The 24515-nt window shown below is 71.2% G+C and carries 20 protein-coding genes; 15 read left to right on the plus strand and 5 right to left on the minus strand.

Annotated features, from left to right (window positions below):
* Window positions 1-6: 6 nt before the first annotated feature.
* From C1C97_RS01175 to C1C97_RS01185, 3 genes are all read right to left on the minus strand, one after another.
* Window positions 7-342, minus strand: coding sequence for an RNA polymerase-binding protein RbpA (locus C1C97_RS01175; protein WP_110920211.1), 336 nt, complete (start codon window positions 340-342; stop codon window positions 7-9).
* 103 nt (window positions 343-445) lie between these two features.
* The gene (locus C1C97_RS01180) at window positions 446-1645 is read right to left on the minus strand and encodes an SPFH domain-containing protein (protein ID WP_121029749.1); all 1200 of its coding nucleotides are present in this window, start codon (window positions 1643-1645) and stop codon (window positions 446-448) included.
* A gap of 104 nt (window positions 1646-1749) precedes the next feature.
* On the minus strand, window positions 1750-2244 hold the full coding sequence (locus tag C1C97_RS01185) for an NfeD family protein (RefSeq protein WP_110920209.1): 495 nt from the start codon (window positions 2242-2244) through the stop codon (window positions 1750-1752).
* 325 nt (window positions 2245-2569) lie between these two features.
* Here C1C97_RS01185 and C1C97_RS01190 point away from each other — a divergent pair, with 325 nt between their 5' ends.
* The 13 genes from C1C97_RS01190 to C1C97_RS01250 all read left to right on the plus strand — a co-directional run bounded on the left by C1C97_RS01190 (window position 2570) and on the right by C1C97_RS01250 (window position 18543).
* Complete coding sequence (locus C1C97_RS01190) at window positions 2570-3475, plus strand: DUF2382 domain-containing protein (RefSeq protein ID WP_121029751.1); 906 nt, start codon at window positions 2570-2572, stop codon at window positions 3473-3475.
* Window positions 3476-3732: 257 nt separating this feature from the next.
* Entirely contained in the window at window positions 3733-5865 is a 2133-nt protein-coding gene (gene thrS / locus C1C97_RS01195) for a threonine--tRNA ligase (protein ID WP_121029753.1), read from the plus strand.
* Entirely contained in the window at window positions 5862-6437 is a 576-nt protein-coding gene (locus C1C97_RS01200) for an HIT family protein (RefSeq protein ID WP_110920206.1), read from the plus strand. The genes thrS and C1C97_RS01200 overlap by 4 nt, the downstream gene beginning before the upstream one ends.
* Window positions 6438-6515: 78 nt before the next feature.
* Complete coding sequence (locus C1C97_RS01205; RefSeq protein WP_110920205.1) at window positions 6516-7829, plus strand: Mur ligase family protein; 1314 nt, start codon at window positions 6516-6518, stop codon at window positions 7827-7829.
* A 9-nt stretch (window positions 7830-7838) separates the two neighbouring features.
* Window positions 7839-8570, plus strand: coding sequence for a type 1 glutamine amidotransferase (locus tag C1C97_RS01210; RefSeq protein WP_121029755.1), 732 nt, complete (start codon window positions 7839-7841; stop codon window positions 8568-8570).
* A gap of 244 nt (window positions 8571-8814) precedes the next feature.
* Window positions 8815-9576 carry a YebC/PmpR family DNA-binding transcriptional regulator gene (locus C1C97_RS01215; protein ID WP_121029757.1) on the plus strand — a complete coding sequence of 254 codons (762 nt, stop codon included), beginning with the start codon at window positions 8815-8817 and terminating at the stop codon, window positions 9574-9576.
* Window positions 9577-9580: 4 nt separating this feature from the next.
* Complete coding sequence (gene ruvC, locus C1C97_RS01220; protein ID WP_121029759.1) at window positions 9581-10255, plus strand: crossover junction endodeoxyribonuclease RuvC; 675 nt, start codon at window positions 9581-9583, stop codon at window positions 10253-10255.
* A 175-nt stretch (window positions 10256-10430) separates the two neighbouring features.
* On the plus strand, window positions 10431-11072 hold the full coding sequence (gene ruvA / locus C1C97_RS01225) for a Holliday junction branch migration protein RuvA (protein ID WP_121029761.1): 642 nt from the start codon (window positions 10431-10433) through the stop codon (window positions 11070-11072).
* Window positions 11073-11074: 2 nt separating this feature from the next.
* A complete protein-coding gene (gene ruvB / locus C1C97_RS01230) occupies window positions 11075-12175 on the plus strand; it encodes a Holliday junction branch migration DNA helicase RuvB (protein ID WP_110920959.1) in 1101 nt (366 codons plus the stop codon).
* A gap of 115 nt (window positions 12176-12290) precedes the next feature.
* Window positions 12291-12824 (plus strand): preprotein translocase subunit YajC, encoded by a 534-nt coding sequence (locus tag C1C97_RS01235; protein ID WP_233542647.1) that lies wholly within the window; start codon window positions 12291-12293, stop codon window positions 12822-12824.
* Window positions 12825-12916: 92 nt separating this feature from the next.
* Entirely contained in the window at window positions 12917-14845 is a 1929-nt protein-coding gene (gene secD, locus C1C97_RS01240; RefSeq protein WP_121029762.1) for a protein translocase subunit SecD, read from the plus strand.
* Window positions 14842-15876, plus strand: coding sequence for a protein translocase subunit SecF (gene secF, locus C1C97_RS01245; RefSeq protein WP_121029764.1), 1035 nt, complete (start codon window positions 14842-14844; stop codon window positions 15874-15876). Before secD ends, secF begins: the two co-directional genes overlap by 4 nt.
* A 279-nt stretch (window positions 15877-16155) precedes the next feature.
* Entirely contained in the window at window positions 16156-18543 is a 2388-nt protein-coding gene (locus tag C1C97_RS01250) for a RelA/SpoT family protein (RefSeq protein ID WP_407657253.1), read from the plus strand.
* Between the two features lie 22 nt (window positions 18544-18565).
* Here the strand turns inward: C1C97_RS01250 and C1C97_RS01255 are convergent, their stop codons facing one another.
* Together C1C97_RS01255 and C1C97_RS01260 are read right to left on the minus strand one after the other, a co-directional pair.
* Window positions 18566-19201, minus strand: a complete 636-nt coding sequence (locus tag C1C97_RS01255; RefSeq protein WP_121029767.1) for a type IV toxin-antitoxin system AbiEi family antitoxin — start codon at window positions 19199-19201, stop codon at window positions 18566-18568.
* Window positions 19202-19341: 140 nt separating this feature from the next.
* Window positions 19342-20928: a DUF349 domain-containing protein gene (locus tag C1C97_RS01260; RefSeq protein WP_233542649.1), complete on the minus strand. Its 1587-nt coding sequence runs from the start codon at window positions 20926-20928 to the stop codon at window positions 19342-19344.
* A gap of 209 nt (window positions 20929-21137) precedes the next feature.
* On the opposite strand from C1C97_RS01260, the gene hisS reads away from it, so the two are divergent.
* Together hisS and aspS are read left to right on the plus strand one after the other, a co-directional pair.
* The gene (gene hisS / locus C1C97_RS01270; protein ID WP_121029769.1) at window positions 21138-22496 is read left to right on the plus strand and encodes a histidine--tRNA ligase; all 1359 of its coding nucleotides are present in this window, start codon (window positions 21138-21140) and stop codon (window positions 22494-22496) included.
* 171 nt (window positions 22497-22667) lie between these two features.
* Window positions 22668-24503: an aspartate--tRNA ligase gene (gene aspS, locus C1C97_RS01275; protein WP_233542650.1), complete on the plus strand. Its 1836-nt coding sequence runs from the start codon at window positions 22668-22670 to the stop codon at window positions 24501-24503.
* Window positions 24504-24515 lie beyond the last annotated feature (12 nt).

The raw sequence follows: 24515 nt of genomic DNA on the forward strand, positions 1-24515 counted from the left end.
TGCCGCTCAGACGGCGTGCTGCTCCTTGTAGAACGCCAGCCGCTGCTCCAGGGTCTCCTCGAGCTCCGCGACGCTGCGCCGCTCCAGCAGCATGTCCCAGTGGGAGCGCTGGTGCTTCTCGTTGGGGTTCACGGGCTTCTCGCCGTTGACGAGGATCGCCTCCTGACCGGTCTTGGTGGTCCACACCGGGGGGATCTCCGCCTCCGCGGCGAACATCACCGACACGGACTCGCCGTCCGCCGTGCGGTACTCCACCCGCTGCCGGGGTGCGGGTTCCACGCCGGCCTCGGTCTCCATGGACTGGGAGCCCAGACGCATCCCTCGTAGGCTGCGATCACTCACGCGACGATCCTTCCTGACGTACGGTCACACGGGGCGCGCGCACCAGGGTTCTGCCGCACGGTCGATGCGCCGACCCGTCCTGTTCGGTGTGCGTAACGGGGCCTCAGCCCAAATCATTCCCGGCCCGGGGCTCCGGGGCGGCACCGGGCTGCGCGTGCCGGGCCGTGGAACCCTGGTCCCCGGCCCCCTGCACCGTTTCGTCCGAGGCCTGCGTGCCCGCCACGTGCGGGTCCATGGCCTCCTGCGCAATGGGAGAGGTGTACGGCGAGTCCGGCATGTCGAACTCGCTCGGATCCGTGAGGGACAGGTCCGGCTCCAGGTCTTTCTCGGTGACCGTCACGGTCTCGTGCTCCACGATGGGGGCGTCGTTGCCGGTGCCGGCAGGCGCGACGTTCTCGTCCTCCCAGTCGTCAGCCTCGGGCCCGTCACCGGAACCGGGGTTGAGGTAGGAGCCCACGCCGCGCAGTGCGGTGCTGAGCTCCGCCGGGATCATCCACACCTTGTTGGCGCTGCCCTCCGCCACCTTGGGCAGGGTCTGGATGTACTGGTACGCGAGCAGCTTCTGGGTGGGCTTGGCGCGGTGGATCGAGTCGAACACCTTGGCGATGGCCTGCGCCTCGCCGTCCGCGCGCAGGATCGCGGCCTTCGCGTCACCCTCGGCGGAGAGCACCGAGGCCTGGCGCGAGCCCTCGGCGGTGAGGATCTGCGACTGCTTCTCGCCCTCGGCGGTCAGGATCGCCGCGCGACGGTCCCGTTCCGCGCGCATCTGCTTCTCCATGGAGTCCTGGATGGACGGCGGGGGAGTGATCTCCTTGATGTCCACGCGGGAGATCCGGATGCCCCACCGGCCGGTGGTGGAGTCCAGGACGCCGCGCAGCTCCGCGTTGATCTTGTCGCGCGAGGTGAGCGTCTCCTCGAGGTTCAGACCACCCACCACGTTGCGCAGCGTGGCGCTAGTGAGCTCGTCCACGGCCTGGATGTAGTTGGTGATCTCGTAGGTCGCGGCCCGCGGGTCGGTGACCTGGAAGTAGACCACCGTGTCGATGCCCACCACCAGGTTGTCCTCGGTGATCACGGACTGCGCCGGGAACGGGACCACCTGCTCGCGCAGGTCGATCAGCGGCAGCAGCCGGTCGATGAACGGGATCAGGAAGTGCAGCCCGGGGTTGAGCGTGGACTGGTACTTGCCCAGCCGCTCCACGATCCCGGCACGGGACTGCGGCACGATGCGCACCGCCTTGATCAGGGCGATGACCGCGGCGAGCACCACCACGATCAGGAAGACGAGGATCACGAGTGACATGGGGTCCTTTCGGTGGGGGCCGGGCGGCTCGGTGACCCGCTCGGTGGGTGCGGTGGGGCGCCGTCGGGTCCGCGCTGCGGGTGGCGCGACGGCGCCCGTGCCGCCTAGGAGCGGGTCCGGCGGCGGCCTTCGGCGGTTTCGGACGGGACGGGGACCGTGTCGGAGACCACGGCCGTGGCGCCGTCGATCCGGTGGACGTACGCCTCGGAACCCTCGGGCAGCTCCGCCTCCGTGGCGGCGCGGGCCGTCCAGACGTCCCCCTCCAGCCGCACGAGACCGCTGTGCCGGGTCACGGGCTCCAGGACCGTGCACGGCAGTCCGACCAGGCGCTCGGCATTGGAGCGGGTGGTGGGCGTCGAGCGGTTGAGTCTGCGCAGGGCCCACGGGCGGATCAGGAAGATCAGCAGCACCGAGACCACCGCGAAGAGCACCACCTGCACGGTGAAGCTGTCCAGGACCAGGCTGATCCCCGCCGTGAGCAGCGCCGCCAGCGACATCATGAGGAACAGGAAGTCCAGGGTGAGCATCTCGATGGCGGCGAGCGCCAGCATGATGATCAGCCAGAAGATCCATGGATTGTCGACCAGTGCATCCCACACGTCGGAGCTCCGTCCTCGTCCTGCTGCGGTGCGGGTGTGAATCACCCGGGCATCGGCCGGGGAGCCACACCGCTCGGTCCTGCCCATTGTGCCGCAGAACACGCTCCCGGGCCCGCAGGCCCCGCCACGGCCCCGGCCCACCACAGATGTGGATGCGTCACGTGCAACGGCGCGCCGGTTTTTCCGTGAGAGAAATCCATACCGCGACTCGGTTGTGCCCGTAATATGTGTCACGAAGCCAGACCGCACACCCGTTTTCAGGTGCGGCGGCCTGCGGCGCGCAACCCGTGCGCCGCGAGCAGAGACTTACTGAGGAGTTAATGCGATGTCCACGTTCGACGTGAATGCAATTCTGTCCAGCACGGCCTACGGCTCTGACGGTGACAAGATCGGCAAGGTCGAGCAGGTCTTCCTGGACGACAACTCCGGTGAGCCGACCTTCCTGACCGTGAACACCGGTCTGTTCGGCGCCAAGGAGAACTTCGTGCCGGTCAAGGGCGCCAACCAGGACGGCGACCGCGTCGTGCTGCCCTACACCAAGGACGTCATCAAGGACGCGCCGAAGGTGGACGCGGACCAGCACCTCTCCCCGGCCGAGGAGGAGGAGCTCTACCGCTACTACGAGATGAACTTCGACGGTGGGCACAACACCGGCAACGAGCGCGAGCGCAACGCCGCCGCCGCGGGCACCGCGGGTGTCGCCGGCACCGCCGCGGGTGACCGTCACGCGAACGGCCACGACGCCGACCGCGACCGTCTCGCCGCCGATCGCGATCGGGACCTCACCGACCGCGACCGCACCGGTGCTGACCACGACCGCCGCGCCGCTGCCGGCGAGAACGCCTCCGTGACCCGTCACGAGGAGCGTCTCAACGTGGGCACCCAGGAGGGCGAGGCTGGCCACGCCCGCCTGCGCAAGTACGTGGTGACCGACCACGAGACCGTCGACGTCCCCGTCGAGCGCGAAGAGGTCACCGTGGAGCGCACCCCGCTCAACGGCACCGAGGCCCGCACCGGCCGGATCGGCGAGGAAGAGGTGGACGTGACCCTGCACGAGGAGCGCCCCGTCGTCGAGAAGGAAGCCGTGGCCGTCGAGGAGGTCGGGCTGAACAAGCAGACAGTCCGCGAGACCCAGCGCGTCGAGGCCGACGTCCGCAAGGAGCAGGTCGACGTCGAGACCGACGTGGACCGCAACGGTCTGGGCCGTGACGGCGAGGCCCCCCGCCGCTGAAGCACCACGCGCGAGTGACCTCGCGTGAGCACTGACACGTGTGCCCCGGGTGATCCACCCGGGGCACACGTGCGTTCCGGGCCCGAGCCCCCCACCCGTGCCCCGCAGGACGCGCCGAGCTGCCCGGGCGGCGTCGTGCGCGTGCGCGGCAGGGCGGTAGCATCGGGGAGGTCGCAGGCGCCGCTCCGGCGCGCCCCGCGCTCTGCGCGCCCCCGGTACGGGCGGGCCCCCACTGAACCGACGAGGAGACACCCACCATGACGGACGCCCCTGACCTTCGACTCACCGTGGACGGCGAGACCCGCACCGCGGAGTCGGGAACCACGGCCGCCCAGCTCTACACCGAGCAGCGGGACGTGGTGGTGGCGCACGTCAACGGCGTCCTGAAGGACCTCTCCACCGAGCTGCGTGACGGGGACGTGGTGGAGCGCGTGCTCGTCAGCGATCCCGAGGGGCTCGAGGTCCTGCGCCACTCCACGGCGCACGTGATGGCGCAGGCGGTTCAGGAGCTGCGCCCGGACGCCAAGCTCGGCATCGGCCCGTACATCACGGACGGCTTCTACTTCGACTTCGACGTCGCGGAGCCGTTCACACCCGAGGACCTGAAGAAGCTCGAGAAGTCGATGCTCAAGATCGTCAACAGGAACCAGGTCTTCCGCCGTCGCACGGTCACCGAGGACGAGGCGCGGGCGGAACTGGCGGACGAGCCGTACAAGCTCGAGCTCGTCGACCTGGCGGGCGGCCCGGGCTCCGGTGCCATGGAGGAGTCCGCCGAGGGCGCCTCCGTCGAGGTGGGCGCCGGGGAGCTGACCGTCTACGACAACGTGGACCGCAAGACCGGTGACGTGGTGTGGCGGGACCTGTGCCGCGGCCCGCACCTGCCGGACACCAAGCACATCGGCAACGGGTACGCGCTGCTGCGCTCCGCGGCCGCCTACTGGCGCGGGGACCAGAGGAACAAGCAGCTGCAGCGCATCTACGGCACCGCGTGGCCCAGCAAGGACGAGCTCAAGGCCTACAGGGACCGGCTGGCCGAGGCGGAGCGCCGCGACCACCGCAAGCTCGGCGTGGAGCTGGACCTGTTCTCCTTCCCGGACGAGCTCGGTTCGGGCCTGCCGGTGTTCCACCCCAAGGGCGGGATCATCCGCAAGGAGATGGAGGACTACTCCCGCGAACGCCACGCCCGCGCCGGCTACGAGTTCGTGTACACCCCCCACATCACCAAGGGCCACCTGTACGAGGTCTCGGGGCACCTGGACTGGTACCGGGACGGGATGTTCCCTCCCATGCACGTGGACGAGGAGCGTGACCCCGAGACGGGCGAGCTCACCAAACCGGGCCAGGACTACTACCTCAAGCCCATGAACTGCCCGATGCACAACCTGATCTACCGCTCCCGCGGGCGCTCCTACCGTGAGCTGCCGCTGCGGCTCTTCGAGTTCGGCGCGGTGTACCGCTACGAGAAGTCCGGCGTGATCCACGGGCTCACACGCGTGCGCGGGATGACCCAGGACGACGCCCACATCTACTGCACGCGCGAGCAGATGAAGAGCGAGCTCACGGGCACCCTGAACTTCGTGCTGTCCCTGCTCAAGGACTACGGCATGGAGGACTTCTACTTGGAGCTCTCCACCAAGGACCCGGAGAAGTTCGTGGGCTCGGACGAGATCTGGGACGAGGCCACCCGCACGCTGCGCGAGGTCGCCGAGGACTCGGGGCTGGAACTCGTGCCGGACCCGGCCGGTGCCGCGTTCTACGGCCCCAAGATCTCCGTGCAGGCCCGCGACGCGATCGGGCGCACGTGGCAGATGTCCACCATCCAGCTGGACTTCAACCTCCCCGAGCGCTTCGACCTGGAGTACCAGGCCTCGGACGGCACCCGGCAGCGCCCAGTGATGATCCACCGGGCCCTGTTCGGCTCCGTGGAACGCTTCATGGGCGTGCTGACCGAGCACTACGCCGGTGCGTTCCCGGCGTGGCTGGCTCCCGTCCAGGTCCGGGCCATCCCGGTGGCCGAGGCGTTCAACGACTACCTGGACGAGTTCGCGCAGTCCCTGCGCGAGCGCGGCATCCGGGTGGAGGTGGACACCTCCTCGGACCGCTTCCCCAAGAAGATCCGCACCGCCGCCAAGGACAAGATCCCGTTCGTGGTGATCGCCGGTGGCGACGACGCCGAGGCCGGCACCGTCTCCTTCCGCTTCCGTGACGGCTCGCAGTACAACGGCGTGAGCCAGGCCGATGCGGTGGAGCTCGTCACGCGGCACGTCGCACGGCGTGAGAACGCGGATCCCACGGCCCCGGTGGCGGAGGTCCCGGCGACCGGAGCGCCGCTTGAGGAGCCGGCGGCCGCGGCGTCGTCCGGTGAGGCGCAGGATTCGGTGCGGTCGTGACGGAGCGGGGCGCGGCGGCGTCGGGCGCGGAGGGTGTGAACCGGGACGACTTCGAGGTCCCCGGCGTGCCGGACGGGTTCCAGCGACTGTGGACCCCGCACCGGCTGGCGTACGTGCGCGGCGAGGACACCTCGGTGGAGCAGCCGCCCGGGTGCCCCTTCTGCAACGCCCCGCCCCGTTCGGACGAGGACGCGCTCATCCTGCACCGCGGCGAGCACTGCTTCGCGGTGCTGAACCTGTTTCCGTACAACCCCGGTCACGTGCTGGTGTGCCCGTACCGGCACGTCGCGGATCTCGAGGACCTCACGGACGGCGAGCTGTGGGAGCTCAACACGCTCACCCGCACCGCCATCCGGGTGATCCGGGAGGTCGCGAGTCCCGCGGCGTTCAACGTGGGCCTCAACCTGGGTTCCGCCGCCGGCGGTTCCCTGGCCGAGCACCTGCACCAGCACGTGGTGCCCCGGTGGGTCGGTGACGGGAACTTCATGCCCGTGATCGCCCACACCAAACCGCTCATCCAGACCCTGGGTTCCACGCGCGAGGACATCGCGAACGCGTGGCCCCGGGACTGAGTCCGCCCACGGCCGCAGGGCCACCCCCCCACGGGCCGCAGCGCCCGCCCCGCCGGGCGCACACGCCCGCTCACCAGGATGGAGACCATGTCCCGACCTCTCGTACGAGTCCTCGGCCAGGGAGTGCGCTGGGCCACCGGCCTGCGCGGCGGCGGCTCCGCCCTCCCCGGGCTGTTCATGGAGAAGCTGCACCCCGGTTTCGTGGCCGAGGAGCTCGCCAGGCTGCCGCGCGGCGTGGTGGTGGTCAGCGGCACCAACGGCAAGACCACCACCACCAAGATGACCGTGCAGCTGCTGCGCTCCCAGGGCCTGCGCGTGTTCACCAACCGCACGGGCTCCAACTTCGTGCGCGGCGTGGCGGCCTCGCTGCTCGCGGAGATGGACGCCTTCGGACGCCTGGACGCGGACGTGGCGGTGCTGGAGCTGGACGAGGCCCACGCGGTGCACTTCGTGAAGCAGGTGCAGCCGCGGATCAGCCTGCTGCTCAACGTGATGCGCGACCAGCTGGACCGCTTCGGGGAGATCGACACGACCCGCCGGATGCTGCGTCAGGTGGCACGGGCCACCACGGAGACCGTGGTGCTCAACCGCGAGGACCCGCGCATCGCGGGACTCGCCGACGACCTCTCCGAGGGCACCGGGGTCAGCTGGTTCGGGCTCTCGGACGCCCTGCGGCCGATGTTCCCCTCCGACGACGACATGCGGGACGGACTGCGCCAGGTGGACCCGGGGGAGCAGGACGTCCAGGTGCCCTCGGTCCGACGCCCGGACGCGGACGTCGTGCTCGAGGCCGTGAACGCCCGCAGCGTGGAGCTGAACGTGGGCGGCGAGAAGCACGAGGCCACGGTGGACCTGTACGGGGTGTACAACCAGTACAACGCCGCCGCCGCCCTGGCCACCGCGCTGCGCGTGCTCGGGACGGACGCGGACGTGGCATCGCTCGTGGCGGAGCTCGGCAGCGTGACCCCCGCGTTCGGCCGTGGCGAGACCATCACCGTGGCGGGCAAGCCCCTGCAGCTGCTGCTCGTGAAGAACCCCGCGGGCTTCCGGCTGTCCCTGGCGTCCGCCTCCGCGCAGGACTACGCCACGATGATCGCCATCAACGACCAGTACGCGGACGGCCGGGACGTCTCCTGGCTGTGGGACGTGGACTTCGACAGCCTCCGCGACGCCGGCGTGGACATGGTCTCCGGCGTCCGGGCGTGGGACATGGCGCTGCGCCTGGACTACGACCTCGTGCGCGTGGGCTCGGTGGAGCCGGACCTGGAGGACGCGCTGCGGCAGTTCATTGCAGGCTCGGGCGAGCGTCCCATGAGAATTTTCTGCACCTACACGGCCATGCTGTCCCTGCGCAGGATCCTGGGCGGCATGACGCACGTGGCGGCCATCTAGGAGGACACCGTGGCTGAGAACACCGCCGGTCCGCTGCGCATCGTGCAGCTCTACCCCCGGGACATGAACATCTACGGCGACTGGGGCAACACGCTGACCCTCAAGCGCCGCGCCGAGCGCCACGGTCTCGAGACCGAGATCGTGGACTACAACCCGGGTGACCCCTGGCCCGGGCACGCCGACCTCTTCGTGGGCGGCGGCGGACAGGACTCGGGCCAGTTCCGCGTGGCCGAGGACCTGCAGGCCGTGGCCCCCCGGCTGCACGACGCCGTGGCGCGCGGAGTGCCCATGCTCGCCATCTGCGGTCTCTACCAGCTCTTCGGCCGCAGCTTCCGCACGGGCGCGGGGGAGACCCTGCAGGGCATCGGGATCTTCGACCTCGAGACCGTGGGCGGCACCGAACGGCTGATCGGCAACATCGTCACCGAGTCGCCGGAGCTGGGAACCATCATCGGCTACGAGAACCACTCCGGGCTCACGCACCTGGGCGCCGGTCAGCAGCCGCTGGCCACGGTGGTCTCCGGGGCGGGCAACAACGGGCAGGACGGCACCGAGGGCGCCCGCACGCACAACGTGCTGGGCAGCTACCTGCACGGCTCCCTGCTGCCCAAGAACCCACGCGTGGCGGACTTCCTGCTCTCCCGTGCCCTGGAGCTGCGCGGGGAGACCCTGCCCGCCACGCCCCTGGACGACACGCTGGCCGAGCGGGCCCGCGGCGTCGCCGCCTCCCGCCCGCGCTGAACCCGCCCCGGGCCCGGCCGTCCCGGTGCGACGACGCCGCACGGCCGGCTGCCCGGGCGCCGTCGTCCGCGGTGCGGGCCCGCCGCGGCACCGGGCAGGATCCGGTGCCGCGGAGCACCGGCCGCCGCGGATCGTGCGCACCCCGGTGTGACAGCGCAGGGGCGGCGCTCGCTATCATGAGAGCCAATCCACCATCCTGTCCGGCCCGTTCGTGGCCGGACGCACTCTTTCGAGGAGGTCATCCATGTCAGGTCACTCCAAGTGGGCCACGACCAAGCACAAGAAGGCGGCGATCGACGCCAAGCGCGCCAAGGCGTTCGCCAAGTACATCAAGGGCATCGAGGTCGCGGCGCGCATGGGCGGCGCGGACACCTCCGGGAACCCGGCACTGGAGCTCGCGGTCTCCAAGGCCAAGAAGAACTCCGTGCCCAACGACAACATCGACCGTGCCGTCAAGCGCGGTGCGGGCCTGACCGGCGAGACGATCGACTACACCGAGATCCTCTACGAGGCCCGCGGACCGCAGGGCACCGCGCTGTACATCGAGTGCCTGACCGACAACAAGAACCGCGCCGCCTCCGAGGTGCGCGTGGCCGTGACCCGCCACGGCGGTTCCATGGCGGACTCCGGCTCCGTGGCCTACCTCTTCGAGCGCAAGGGCGTGGTGGAGGTGGCCAAGACGGACGGCCTCACCGAGGACGACGTCCTGATGGCCGTGCTCGACGCCGGCGCGGACGAGGTGCTGAACGAGCCGGACGTGTTCGAGGTGGTCAGCGAGGCCACGGACCTGCCCGCGATCCGCGCCGCACTGGACCAGGCCGGGCTCGAGTACAACAACGACGACCCCCAGTTCCGCGCCACCATGAAGGTGGACCTGGACGCCGAGGGCGCACGGAAGTTCCTCAAGCTCGCGGACGCGGTCGAGGAGCTCGACGACGTGCAGAACGTCTACTCCAACGCCAGCATCCCGGCCGAGGTCATGGCCGAGCTCGAGGACGACGAGTAGACCGGTGGTCCGCACCGGGACCCCGGGGACGCAGCGCGTGCTCGCCGTGGACCCCGGCCTCACGCGCTGCGGCTTCGCCGTGGTGGACATGTCCGCCCAGCGTACGGGCACGTTCGTCCACGTGCAGGTCAGCGGCACCAGCGCCCGGGAGGCCCTCGAACGGCGCGTGCTGTCCGTCATGGAGGCCGCCGAGGAGCTCATGGAGCGCTTCCGCCCGGACGTGGTGGCCGTGGAGCGCGTGTTCGCCCAGAACAACGCCCCCACGGTGGTGGGCACCGCCCAGGCCACGGGCGTGGTGATCGCCGCGGCCGCCAGGCGCGGCATCCCGGTCGCGTGGCACACGCCCTCCGAGGTCAAGGCCGCGGTGACCGGTGACGGCTCCGCGGACAAGGAGTCCGTGAACCGCATGGTGGTGCGCATCCTGCGCCTGGAGGCCCCACCCCGGCCCGCCGACGCCGCGGACGCCCTCGCGCTCGCGGTGTGCCACGGCTGGCGCGGCGGCATGGCGGGGGTGAACGCGGTGGCCGCCACCTCCACGCACTCCGGTTCCCGCCCCGCTCACGCCCCCCGCCAGACCGCTCTCACCGCCGCCCAGCAGGCGTGGCGGCGCGCCGAGAGCGCCTCGCGCGCACCCGGTGCCCCGGCTCCCGGCAGGCCCGCCCGCGGGCGCCGCCCCTGAGCTCCTACGCGCCGGCCCAGGCCGTCGGCGGGGATTGCTACAGTGACGAGCAGATATTCGCACACGTGTTCGAATCCGGCACGGGACGGCATCCCGTGCCCCGCGGCACCACCCGGTGGGCCGCACGCGTTCGTGCCACAGCATCCGGCCCCGGCCGGGAGAGGGGAGCAGCACCGTGATTGCCTCGCTGACCGGAGAGGTCGCGTTCGTGGGTGCCACCCAGGCCGTGGTGGAGGTCTCGGGCTTCGGGATCGAGGTCCACGCGAGCCCCCACACCCTGGCCGGGCTGCACGTGGGAGCCACGGCCCACCTGCACACCGCGTACATCGCCCGCAAGGACGAGTCCCCCCTGCTCTTCGGCTTCGCCCGCCCGGACGAGAAGGAGATCTTCACGGTCATGCTCAGCGTCTCCGGGGTGGGCCCCCGCACCGCTCTCGCCGCGGTCTCGGTGCTGGGTCCCGACGACGCCCGCCGCGCCATCGCCACCGGCGACGACAAGGCCTTCACCGCCGTCCCGGGCATCGGCCCGAAGTCCGCGCGGCGCATCGTGCTGGAGCTCGCGGACAGGCTGGTGCTGCCCGAGCCCGCGCCGCAGCCGGCCGCGGAGCCGCAGATCCAGGTGTGGCGCGAACAGGTGGTGGACGCCCTGACCGGTCTGGGCTGGAACGAGAAGGACGCCGCACGCGGGATCGACGACGCCCTGCAGTCCCAGCCGGAGCTCGCCGACTCCGGCAACGTGGCCGAGATCCTGCGGGCCGTGCTCTCGTGGCTGGGCACGTCCAAGGGCACCACGCACGCACCCGCGGGGAGGCGCTGAGCATGGCCGTGGAGGAGCGCGGATCCGCGGGCGGGCAGCGCCTGGTGGGGGCCGAGGGCGACTACGACGACCAGCAGCTCGAGGCCTCGCTGCGCCCGGGCACCCTGGACGACTTCGTGGGGCAGAAGCGGGTGCGGGCACAGCTCTCGCTCGTCCTGGAGGCCTCCAAGCTGCGCGGGCGCACGGCGGATCACGTGCTGCTGTCCGGGCCCCCCGGTCTGGGCAAGACCACCCTGGCCATGATCATCGCGGAGGAGCTGGAGGTCCCCCTGCGGATCTCCTCCGGACCCGCGATCCAGCACGCCGGTGACCTCGCGGCCATCCTCTCCTCGCTCACGCACGGGGAGGTGCTGTTCCTGGACGAGATCCACCGGATGTCCCGGCCCGCGGAGGAGATGCTCTACATGGCCATGGAGGACTTCCGGGTGGACATCGTGGTGGGCAAGGGCGCCGGTGCCACCTCCATCCCGCTGGACCTGCCGCCCTTCACCCTCGTGGGTGCGACCACCCGTGCGGGCCTGCTGCCCGGTCCGCTGCGCGACCGGTTCGGGTTCACCGGGCACCTGGAGTTCTACTCGGTGCCGGAGCTCGAGCTGGTGCTGCGCCGCTCGGCCGGACTGCTGGACCTCACCATGACCCCCGAGGCGTTCACGGAAGTGGCCTCGCGCTCCCGCGGCACCCCGCGCATCGCCAACCGCCTGCTGCGGCGGGTGCGGGACTGGGCGCTCGTGCACGGAGTGGAGCGCATCGACGCCCGTGCCGCCGGGGCCGCGCTGGACATGTACGAGGTGGACGTCCGGGGCCTGGACCGACTGGACCGCAACGTCCTCTCCGCCCTGGTGGGCAAGTTCAACGGCGGTCCGGTGGGGCTGTCCACTCTGGCCATCGCCGTGGGGGAGGAGACCGAGACGGTGGAGACGGTCGCGGAGCCGTTCCTCGTGCGCGAGGGCCTGCTGGGGCGCACACCCCGCGGCCGGATCGCCATGGCCGCGGCGTGGGAGCACCTGGGACTGGAGGTCCCGGACCACGCCGCGTTCAAGGATCCGGCCCTGAGAACCGCCCTGGCCACGGAACCCGTCAACGAGGACTCATCCAGCGCGTGACCAGATCCATCCCGTAGGCTGATCGGGATCGTGCGCCGAGCCGACCCGCCCCCCCCGTCACGGAGGACGGTGCGGGCCGGTGCACCCCCGACATCCTCGACAGAACGGATCCTTCGTGACCCTCCTCGCAGAGACCCAGCAAGCCGCCGCCGGAGGGGGGACCGGATGGTTCCTCCCGGTGGTGCTCGTGGCCATGGTGCTGCTGCTGTGGCTGCCCATGCGGCGCCAGAAGAAGGCGCAGACCGAGATGAAGGCCAAGCAGGCCACCATGGAGCCCGGCACGCGCGTGATGACGAGCTTCGGCCTGTTCGGGACGCTGCGGGACATGGACCGCGAGCAGAACAGGGCCGTCCTGGAGATCTCCCCGGGTCAGCTGGTCACGGTGCACTCCCAGACCGTGACCACCGTGGTGGACGAGACCCCGACGGTGACCGAGGACCCCGCCACCGGCACCCCCGGTTCCGGTGCTCCGGCCGCCGGCACGCCCACCGCCCCCCGGGCCACCACCGCCGACGGTGCCGCGGACGGCTCCACGGCCGCCCGCACCACGGAGGGGACCCCCGGGGTCACGGACTCCGCCGAGTCCACCGAGCGCCGCACCTGGCGTGACGCCCGCGGCCACGACGACCGCGACACCCCCACCACCTGACATCCCCCGACGAGTCACGGGCCGAGGACCTCGGCCCGTTTCTCATGCGGCGACCGCTCGCGGGTGGTCGTCGTGCTCCCCGAAGGACAGCCATGGCAGCAGAGAAGACGAGGTCGGAGACCTCCGGATCCCCCAGGGGTTCCCGGTGGCGGCGACGCAGCACCCCCCGGGACACCGCCCCCCGGCAGAGCACCGGGTCACGCCGGGGTTCCAGCAGTGGACCGGGGCGAGCCCGCTCGGGAGCCGCCGCGGCGGCGTCGTCCGCGCGCAAGGCGCTGCTGGCGCTGCTCGCGGTGCTGGCCCTGCTGGCCGGACTGCTGGTGTACGGCACCACGACCGACCGCACGGGGTGGGGCCCCAAGCTGGCCCTGGACCTCGAGGGCGGCACGCAGATGGTGCTGTCCCCCACGCTGCAGGGTGACCAGGCGGGTGAGGAGATCACCCAGGAGCAACTGGACCAGGCGGTGGAGATCATCCGGCAGCGCGTGGACGGCTCCGGCGTCTCCGAGGCGGAGATCACCACCCAGTCCGGGCGCAACATCGTGGTCTCCATGCCCGGTGTGCCCTCGTCCGAGACCCGGGACCTGATCCAGACCTCCGCGCAGATGGCGTTCCGCCCGGTGATCGTCACGGGCCCGGGTGCCGCAACCCCGAAGGAGAAGCGGACCGACCCCAAGTCCATCCCCAAGCCCAGCGGCAAGCCCAAGGACTCCTCGGACCCCAACTGGGTCACGCGCGACGTGTACACCGCCTACGAGGCGCTGGACTGCAGCGCCCCGCAGCCCCAGGAGAAGCGCGCCTCCCAGCCGCAGGACAAGGCCGTGGTGGCGTGCGACCCGCAGAGCAACACCAAGTTCATCCTGGGCCCCGTGGAGATCCCGGGCACGGACATCGCCGACGCCTCCTACGCCCAGGCCACGAACTCCCAGGGCCACGCCTCGGGCGGGTTCGCGGTGAACCTGCAGTTCGACGACGAGGGCACCAAGACCTTCAAGTCCCTGTCCGAGCGGCTGTACGGACTGAGCCAGGGCGGGCAGAAGGACCCCCGCTCGCAGTTCGCGATCGTGCTGGACGGGTCCGTGGTCTCGGCACCGTCCATGAACGCCGTGATCACGGACGGCAAGGCCCAGATCACCGGCAACTTCACCGAGGACCAGGCCAAGTTCCTGTCCCAGCAGCTGAAGTACGGTGCGCTGCCGGTGTCCTTCTCGATCGACTCCGAGCAGCAGATCTCCGCGACCCTGGGCAGCAACCAGCTGCGCATGGGCATCGTCGCCGGGCTGATCGGGCTGGCACTCGTGTGCATCTACTCCCTGTTCCAGTACCGCTGGCTGGGTCTCGTGACCATCGCCTCGCTCGTGGTGGCCGGTGTGCTCACCTACCTGGCCATCACCCTGCTGGGGTGGAGCGCCAACTACCGCCTGTCGCTGGCGGGCGTGGCGGGTCTGGTGGTGGCCATCGGCCAGACCGCGGACTCGTTCATCGTCTACTTCGAGCGGATCCGTGACGAGATCCGCGCCGGGAGGACCATCCCCGCCGCCGTGGACCACGGCTGGCAGCGCGCGCGCCAGACGGTGCTCGCCTCCAAGGCCGTGAACCTGCTGGCCGCGGTGGTGCTGTACTTCGTGGCGGTGGGCAACGTGCGCGGCTTCGCGTTCACCCTGGGCCTCACCGCGATCGCGGACCTGCTGGTGGTCTTCCTGTTCACCCACCCGGTCATGGTGCTGCTGGCGCGCACCCGGTACTTCGGCTCCGGTGCCCGCAACTCCGGGCTGGACCCGCAGGCCCTCGATGCCGTCCCGCTCTACCGCGGTGCCGGGCGGCTGCGGTCCCCGGAGGAGCACGACGGTCTCACGATCGCCGAGCGCCGTCGCCGCGCCGCCGCGGCGGGCACCGACGGCGCGGGCGACGCCGCCGGGACGGGACACGGGCACGCGCCCGGTGACGCCGCGCCGTCGTCCGACGCCGCCGGGGCGGGTTCCTCCGCCGCTCGATCCGACTCCGAGGAGGCCCAGCGATGAGCAATCGACTCGCGCGTTTCGGCAACGACCTGCACAGCGGTCGGAAGTCCTACCCGTTCGTCGGCAGGCGCGGCCTGTGGCTGGCCGTGAGCCTCGCCCTCGTGGTCGTGTCCGTGCTGATCCCGGTGGTCAAGGGCGGGTTCAACCTGGGGATCGACTTCACGGGCGGATCCGAGTTCACCGTGTCCGGGGTGTCGAACACGGACACGGCGATCGGGGAGCGGGCCGTGGCGCACACCGCCGGGGCCCAGGAGTCCACCGTGACCAACATCGCCCCCGGGACGGTCCGGGTGCAGACCCAGCAGCTGGACGACGACCAGACCCTGGACCTGAAGAACGAGCTGCAGGACTCCTACGGTGTGGGCGAGGACCGTGTGACGTCCACGTTCGTGGGTCCCACGTGGGGTCAGGGCGTCACCCAGCAGGCGCTGTGGGGGCTGCTGATCTTCGTGGCGCTCGCACTGGCATTGATGGCCCTGTACTTCCGGACCTGGAAGATGTCGGTGTCCTCGATCGCCGCCATGCTGGTCACGATCGTCATCACTTCCGGGGTGTACTCGCTGGTGGGCTTCGAGATCACGCCGTCCGCGGTGATCGGGTTCCTCACGGTGCTGTCCTACTCGCTCTACGACTCCGTGGTGGTCTTCGACAAGGTGCGTGAGAACACCGCCGGGCTCCTGGACGGGACCGCACCCGCGGAGCGGGGCAGGCGCACGTACGACGAGCAGGTGAACCTCGCGGTGAACCAGACGCTCGTGCGCTCCATCAACACGTCCGTGGTGGGCATCCTGCCCGTGGGCTCCATCCTGTTCATCGGCGCCTACCTGCTCGGGGCCGGTACGCTCAAGGACCTCTCCCTCTCCCTGTTCGTGGGCATCGTCGTGGGCACCCTGGCCACGCTCTTCGTGGCCGCACCGCTGTACTCGTGGCTGCGCGACCGTGAGGCGGGTGTGCGCGAGCAGTCCCGCGCGGTGCTCGCCGAGCGCACCACCGACGCCCCTCCGGTCAGTTCGGACCCCGTGTCCGCCTGAGCCGCTTCGCGCTCGGCGTTCGCGCGCCGGGCGGGTCCGGCCGGAGCGTGAGCCCCGCGGCCCCCGTGCACCGAGCACGGGGGCCGCGGCATTACACTGGGTCATCAGCCGCGCCGATCCAGGCCTTCCACGTTCCCGGCCAACGCGGCAACGGTGAGGAGGCCGCGGATCATGTCCAGCCAGTTCGGAACCCGGGATGCCCGTTCCCCCGAGGATTCGCCCCGTCCTTCCCGCGCGCCGTCGGAGGGGGACGGCTCCGGGCAGGAACCCGCTGGGGCCATGCGAGTCCCCGCGGCGGCGTCCGCCGCCTCCGGCGGGAGCGCGCCGCGCGCGGCCGTGGCGCGGGGGTCCGGGGGAGGCACCCACTACGTCCTGCCCGCGTCCCGTCCGGTGTTCGGGCGCGCGGTGTTCCCCGGCCGCAGCGAGCGCACCCGCTCCACGCTGTCCCTGCTGAGCGGCGAGTCCGTGCCGAGCTCCCCGGTGCTCGTGCCGCTGCTGCGCACCGTGCAGAACACGCACCCCGAGGAGGACCTCACCGTCCTGGAGCGGGCCTTCGCGGTGGCGGACACCCACCACGAGGGGCAGAAGCGCAAGTCCGGGGACCCCTACATCACCCACCCCGTGGCCGTGACCACGATCCTCGCCGAGCTCGGGATGACCGGGGCCACGCTCGTGGCCGGGCTGCTGCACGACACCGTGGAGGACACGTCCTACACGCTGGACGAGCTGCGGGCGGAGTTCGGGGAGGAAGTGGCCGCGCTCGTGGACGGCGTGACCAAGCTGGACAAGATCCAGTACGGGGAGAACGCGCAGGCGGAGACCGTGCGCAAGATGATCGTGGCGATGGCCAAGGACATCCGCGTGCTGGTGATCAAGCTCGCGGACCGGCTGCACAACGCCCGGACGTGGCGATTCGTGTCCTCGGAGTCCTCCGGGCGCAAGGCACGGGAGACCCTGGAGATCTTCGCGCCCCTGGCCCACCGCCTGGGCATGAACACCATCAAGTGGGAGCTCGAGGACCTCTCCTTCGCGGCGCTGTACCCCAAGGTGTACGAGGAGATCGTGCGCATGGTGGGGGAGCGCACCCCCGAGCGCGAACGCCACCTCGTGGAGATCCGTGGCCAGATCGCGGACGCGCTGGACGCCTCCGGGATCGAGGCCACGATCACGGGACGCCCCAAGCACTACTACTCGATCTACCAGAAGATGATCGTGCGCGGGAAGGACTTCGACGAGATCCACGACCTGCAGGCGGCCCGTGTGCTCGTGAACTCGGTGCGCGAGTGCTACGCCGCCCTCGGCGTGCTGCATGCCAAGTGGCGCCCGCTGCCGGGGCGGTTCAAGGACTACATCGCCATGCCCAAGTTCAACATGTACCAGTCGCTGCACACCACGGTGATCGGACCGAACGGGCGCCCGGTGGAGATCCAGATCCGCACGCACGAGATGCACCGCCGCGCGGAGTACGGCGTGGCCGCCCACTGGAAGTACAAGGACAAGGTCAACCAGGCGAACTCCGCCACGCCCAAGGCCAAGGAGGGGGAGCTGAACTGGCTCAGCTCCCTGGTGTCCTGGCAGGAGGAGGCCAAGGACTCCTCGGACTTCCTGGACTCGCTGCGGTACCAGATCAACACCGCCGAGGTGTACGTGTTCACGCCCAAGGGCGAGGTCATGGCCCTGCCCACCGGCTCCACACCGGTGGACTTCGCCTACGCCGTGCACACCGAGGTGGGCAACCGCACGATCGGTGCGCGCGTCAACGGCAAGCTGGCCCCGCTGTCCTCCCCGCTGCAGCACGGGGACCGGGTGGAGATCCTGACCTCGAAGTCCGAACAGGCCGCACCGTCCCAGGACTGGCTCAAGTTCGTGGGCTCGCCGCGGGCGCGGACCAAGATCCGGCAGTGGTTCTCCAAGGAGCGCCGCGAGGAGGCGATCGAGCGCGGCAAGGAGCTGCTCACCAAGGCGCTGCGCAAGCACCACCTGCCCCTGCAGCGCACGGTCACGAGCGAGTCCCTGCTCGCGGTGGCGCAGGACTTCAACCGGGGGGACGTGGCCGCGCTCTACGAGGCGCTCGGCTCGGACGCGGTCAGCGCGCACCAGGTGGTCGAGAAGCTGCTCGAGCACCTGGGCGGCGCCGAGGGCACCGAGGAGGACTTCGCCGAGGTCACCCGGGTCACCAGGCCGGCGCGCAGCGGGGTGTCCGACTCCGGGGTGCTCGTCCAGGGTGCCGCGGACGTCTACGTGAAGATCGCCCGCTGCTGCACCCCGGTGCCCCCGGACGAGATCGTGGGATTCGTGACCCGCGGCTCCGGGATCTCCGTGCACCGGGCGGACTGCGCCAACATGCGGGTGATCCCCGAGGGCGACGACCGGGTCAAGGACGTGTCCTGGGCACCCACGCAGTCCTCCCTCTTCCGCGTGGAGATCCAGGTGGAGGCCCTGGACCGCAAGTCCCTGCTCTACGACGTCACCCGGGTGCTGTCCGAGAACCACGTGAACATCCTCTCCGCGCAGGTGCATACGTCCCGGGCGCGCCTGGCGATCTCCCGTTTCTCCTTCGAGATGGGGGACACCCGCTACCTGGACCACGTGCTGAACCAGGTGCGCCGCATCGACGGCGTGTACGACGTGTACCGCGTCTCCGGCCACCAGCCGGTGGCCTCGTAGGGGGCGGCCGCCCGGACCGTTCCTAGCCCGCCCCCGGTGCGGTAGTGGAGACGGCCCGCGCGATCTTGCGCACCCGCCCCAGCGCCGCGCGGCGCCCGGGGGTCTTGGGCATGGTCTCGAGGTCGCGGACCACGTCCTGCGGACGGCACCCCGGACGGGTGGCACTCAGCAGCGCCAGCAGGGCGGCGTCCCCGGCCGGGCCCGGGACGTGCAGCGCGAGGTCCAGGGCGGTGCGCCGCGGCGTGGTGAGCGTGATGCCCTGGTGCACGACGAGGTCCCGGGGCGCGAAGCTCGTCTGGTGCAGCACGATCCCCAGGGGGACGGATGCGGTGGTGCGCGCGCCCTTGTCCACGAGCACCGGAACGGGGAAGGGCTCGGGCGCGCACCGGTAGAACCACGCGGCGCCCATCCGACCGATCACCCCGCGCCGCTGCAGGTGCCCCGGGATCACCCGGCTCAGCACGGCCACACGCAGGGCCTCCGTGGCGGGCTGCCAGGCGTGGACGTGGGCCTCCAGCAGCTCCCGGCGCAGCACGCCGTCCACCGTCATGGCATGCAGCTCCGCGCGGCTGAACGGGTGACCGGGCAGGAACACGGAGAACCCGCCGTCGTACCGGGGGCCGGCAGCGGGACGCGCGGGGGTGACGAGGGAACTCATGGCCCCATCACACCCCGGTGGCCCCGGTGACGGCAGTGCCGGACACGACCTGTGGAGAACGCACGAGCAGCGCCCCCGCACCGGAACCGGAACGGGGGCGCGTGCTCCGGGCCCGCAGCGCGGACGGGCCCGGGCGGGGATCAGCTCAGCTCGGAGGCGGTGGCCTGCAGCGTGGCGAGCCACTGCTCGCTCGTGGCGAGGTCCTTCTCCAGGGACACGGCCTTCTTCTCGTTGCCCGAAGCCCGGGCGGTCTCGATCGCGGCGCGCTGGTCGGCGATCTTGCTCTCCAGCTGGGACAGCATGGAGTTGGAGCGCGCCTTCGTCTCGGGGTCCGTGCGGCGCCACGTGTCGTCCTCGGCCTCCTTGACCGCGTCCTCCACGGAGCGCAGCTCGTTCTCCACGCGGCGCATGTGGGCGCGCGGGACCTTGCCCGCGTCCTCCCAGCGCTGCTGGATCGAGGCGAGCTGCTTCTTGGCGGTCTCGAGGTTCTTCACGGGGAGGATCTTCTTCGCCTCGGCGAGCAGCTGCTCCTTGACCTTCAGGTTGCCCTCGAACTCCTTGTCGATCTGCTCGTTCGCCGCCTTGCGGGCGTCGAAGAACACGTCCTGGGCGGCGCGGAACCGGGCCCACAGGGCGTCGTCCTCCTTGCGGGACGCCCGCGGGGACTGCTTCCAGCGGTCCATGAGCTCGCGGTACTTCCCGGCGGTCTCACCCCAGTCCGTGGAGGAGGACAGCGCCTCGGCCTCCGCGATCAGCCCCTCCTTGACGCGCTTGGCCTTCGCGTTGGTCTCGTCCAGGGACGAGAAGAACGCCTTGCGGTGCCGGTCGAACGTGGTGCGCGCCTTGCGGAAGCGCTTCCACAGGGCGTCCTCGTCCGCCTTGGACAGCCGCCCGCCCGACTTCTGGTGCTCCTGCCACTGCGAGAACAGCTCGGCCATGCGCGCGGACGAGTGCTTCCACTGCGTCTTCTCCGGGTCCTGGCCGGCCACCTCCTCCGCCGCCGCCACGATCGCCGTGCGGTGCGCGAGCTGCTCGGCCTTGTGCTTCCTGGACTCCTCGCGCTCGCGCTCGAGCGCCATCCGGATGGCGTCCTCGAGGGTGTCCAGGCGCGTGGAGAGGTCCACGAGATCACCCACCATGGCGTGCGCGTCCACCTGCTCGCGCACGTGCGTCACGGTCTTGCGCATCTCCCCGGCCGGGGCCTTCGCGGCGATGCGCTGCTCCAGCAGCGCCACCTGGGCCTCGGCGTCGTCGAACTTGCGCGCGAAGTAGGCCAGCGCCTCGTCCGGGGTGGCGTCCGGGAACTGGCCGCACTCGTGCTCGGTGTCCCGCACGGTGACGTACACGGTGCCGTTCTCGTCCGCGCGCCCGAACTTCTTCGCGCGGGCCACGGACTCGGCCGGTGCGAGCACCGCGTGGGCGGTCTCCGCCGGAGCGGGCGCGGGTGCCTTGGCGGGCGCGGCCGGGGCAGGGGACTTGGACGACGACGGCGCACCCGGCTTCGGTGCCGACGGTCCCGGTGCGGGGGTGGCGGCGGGCGCACCCGCGGGGGAGGACGCGGCCTCGGCGGCGGGCGCATGCTCCCCGGACGCGGGGGTCGCGGGGGCCGGTGCATCGTCCACCGGTGTGTCAGGGGTGGGGACCTCGGGGGTGCGCTCCTCCGGCGCGTGGGGTGTGGCCGGTCCCGGGACGGGACGGCGGTCGTCGGATTCAGGACGTTCTGTCACCGCTACAACTCTCTCTGCACTGCCTCACCCGGTGGCTGTGGCACTCGTCACCGGGTGGGGGCTCCATGGGTGGACACGGCCATCCTAGCGATCCGCGCGCCCTAGAATGGCAGCAGACGCCACCCCGGCGGTCGCCGCCGCGCCGCTGAGCGCGAACACGGGCGGGGCCCGTGCGCCGCCACCATCCCAGCACCCGAGGAGTTCCATCCATGGCCCGCACCACGTCACTGTCCGGTTTCCCCGAATGGCTCCCGGAGGAACGGATCGTGGAGCAGCACGTCATGGACTCCCTCCGGCGCACCTTCGAGCTGCACGGCTTCTCCTCGATCGAGACGCGCGCGGTGGAGACCGTGGAGCAGCTGCTGCGCAAGGGCGAGATCGACAAGGAGGTCTACGGGGTCTCCCGCCTGCACCAGGACGCGGACGAGACCAGCCCCGAGGGGGCCCTGGCCCTGCACTTCGACCTCACCGTGCCGTTCGCCCGCTACGTGGTGGAGAACAGCGGGCACCTCACGTTCCCGTTCCGCCGCTACCAGATCCAGAAGGTGTGGCGCGGCGAGCGCCCCCAGGAGGGCCGCGCCCGCGAGTTCACCCAGGCGGACATCGACGTGGTGGGGGACGGCATGCTGCCGTTCCGCTACGATGTGGAACTGGCGCTCGTCATCGTGGACGCGCTGTCCCGGCTGCCCATCCCGCCGTTCGTGCTGCGCGTGAACAACCGCAAGCTCGCCGAGGGCTTCTACCGCGCCGTGGGCCTCACGGACGCCCCCGCCGTGCTGCGCGAGATCGACAAGCTGGAGAAGATCGGCGCGGACGCCGTGTCCCGCAACCTCCAGGAGCACGTGGGCGCCACCCCGGAGCAGGCCCGGGCCGCGCTCGCGCTCGCGGCGATCCGCACCGAGGACACGTCCTTCGTGGAGCGCGTGCGTGAGCTGGGCCAGTCCAACGAGCTGCTCGAGGAGGGCCTTGCGGAGCTCGCGGAAGTCGTGGGGGAGGCCGCACGCCGCGCCCCCGGGAAGGTCGTGGCGGACCTGTCCATCGCGCGCGGCCTGGACTACTACACGGGCACCGTGTACGAGACCGTCCTGGTGGGCCACGAGCAGCTCGGCTCCGTGTGCTCGGGCGGGCGCTACGAGTCCCTCGCGAGCACGGGCAGGAAGAACTTCCCGGGCGTGGGCCTGTCCGTCGGCGTCACGCGCCTGGTCACCCGCATCCTGTCCCAGTCCATGGCCACGGCGTCCCGCGCGGTACCCTCCGCGGTGCTCGTGGCCCTGAACGACGACGCCTCGTGGTCCGCCGCGCAGGACGTCGCCGCCGCGCTGCGCGCCCGGGGGATCGCCACGGAGGTGGCCGCGAGCGCCCAGAAGTTCGGCAAGCAGATCCGCTACGCCGAGCGCCGTGGCATCCCCTTCGTGTGGTTCTCCTCGGTGGCCGAGGACGGCACCGTGCGCCACGAGGTCAAGGACATCCGCTCGGGCGAGCAGGTGGCCGCGGATCCCGGCTCCTGGCAGCCGCCCGTCGAGGACCTGCACCCCACGGTGCTGACCCCGGAGCAGACCCGGGGCTGAGCCCGGACGCGGCCAGCGGGCGCTCCCGACGCGCTTGTAGACTCGCCGGAGACGCGAACCCGGGCGAGCGGCGTCGTCCGCCCGGCACAGCACACCCCGCCCCGCCGCGGACCGGGGTGACGAGGGACTTCCCGGGGCCCGGTCCCCGACCACAACCCAACGAAAAGGTGAATGCACTTGTTGCGAACGCATGAACTTGGCCCGCTGAGCGCCGAGAACATTGGACAGACCGTCACGCTGGCCGGCTGGGTGGCCCGCCGCCGCGACCACGGCGGCGTGGCGTTCGTGGACCTGCGCGACGCCTCCGGCGTGGCGCAGGTGGTGGTGCGCGACGAGGAGCAGTTCCACCAGCTGCGCAACGAGTACGTCCTGCGGGTGACCGGCACCGTGGAGCGGCGCCCCGAGGGCAACGAGAACCCCAACCTGCCCTCCGGCGAGGTGGAGGTCATGGTGGACGAGCTCACCGTGCTCAACACCGCCGCGCCCCTGCCGTTCCAGATCGACGAGCACGTGGAGGTGGGTGAGGAGGCCCGCCTGCGGTACCGCTACCTGGACCTGCGCCGCCCCGAGCCCGCCCGCATCATGCGGCTGCGCTCCGAGGTCAACCGCGTGGCCCGGAACCTGCTGCACGAGCAGGGCTTCACCGAGGTGGAGACCCCCACCCTGACCCGCTCCACGCCGGAGGGCGCCCGTGACTTCCTGGTGCCCGCGCGCCTGGCCCCGGGATCCTGGTACGCGCTGCCGCAGTCCCCGCAGCTGTTCAAGCAGCTGCTGCAAGTGGGCGGGATCGAGAAGTACTTCCAGATCGCGCGCTGCTACCGGGACGAGGACTTCCGCGCGGACCGCCAGCCCGAGTTCACCCAGCTGGACGTGGAGGCCTCCTTCGTGGAGGAGGACGACGTCATCGCCCTGGGCGAGCAGATCGTGAAGGCCCTCTGGGCGCTGATCGGCGTGGACATCACCACCCCCATCCCGCGCATGACCTACGCCCAGGCCATGGCGGACTACGGCTCCGACAAGCCGGACCTGCGCTTCGACCTCAAGCTCACGGAGCTCACCGAGTACTTCAAGGACACCCCGTTCCGGGTGTTCCAGGCCCCGTACGTGGGTGCCGTCGTCATGCCGGGCGGCGCGTCCCAGCCCCGACGCCAGCTGGACGCCTGGCAGGAGTGGGCCAAGCAGCGCGGCGCCAAGGGCCTCGCGTACGTGCTGTTCAAGGAGGACGGCGAGATCGCCGGGCCCGTGGCCAAGAACATCTCCGAGGCGGAGAAGGCCGGACTGGCCGAGGCCGTGGGTGCCAAGCCCGGCGACTGCGTGTTCTTCGCGGCCGGTGCAGTGAAGACCTCCCGCGCGCTGCTGGGTGCCGCCCGTGTGGAGATCGGCCACCGCGTGGGTCTGATCGACGAGAACGACTGGGCCTTCGTGTGGGTCGTGGATGCGCCCCTGTTCGAACCCGCCAGCGACGCCGTGGAGTCCGGTGACGTGGCCGTGGGCTCCGGTGCCTGGACCGCGGTGCACCACGCGTTCACCTCGCCGAAGCCCGAGTTCATGGACACCTTCGACACCGATCCGGGGTCCGCGCTCGCGTACGCCTACGACATCGTGTGCAACGGCAACGAGATCGGCGGCGGCTCCATCCGCATCCACCGCCGGGACGTGCAGGACCGCGTGTTCCGCGTCATGGGGCTGAGCGAGGAGGAGGCCCGGGAGAAGTTCGGCTTCCTGCTGGACGCCTTCCAGTTCGGCGCACCCCCGCACGGCGGCATCGCCTTCGGCTGGGACCGGGTGGTCGCCCTGCTCGCGGGCACCGAGTCCATCCGCGACGTCATCGCGTTCCCCAAGACCGGCAACGGCTACGACCCCCTGACCGCCGCACCCGCACCCATCACGGCGCAGCAGCGCAAGGAGGCCGGAGTGGACGCGAAGCCCGCGGCCCGGACCGCTCCCGAGCACGGTTCCGAGGCGCCGGAGGCCGGTCCCACGGCCTCGAACGCACCGTCACGCTAGCCGCGCGCTCGT

Origin of the sequence: Kocuria tytonis (genome assembly GCF_003226895.2) — a bacterium.
Lineage (GTDB): Bacteria > Actinomycetota > Actinomycetes > Actinomycetales > Micrococcaceae > Kocuria > Kocuria tytonis.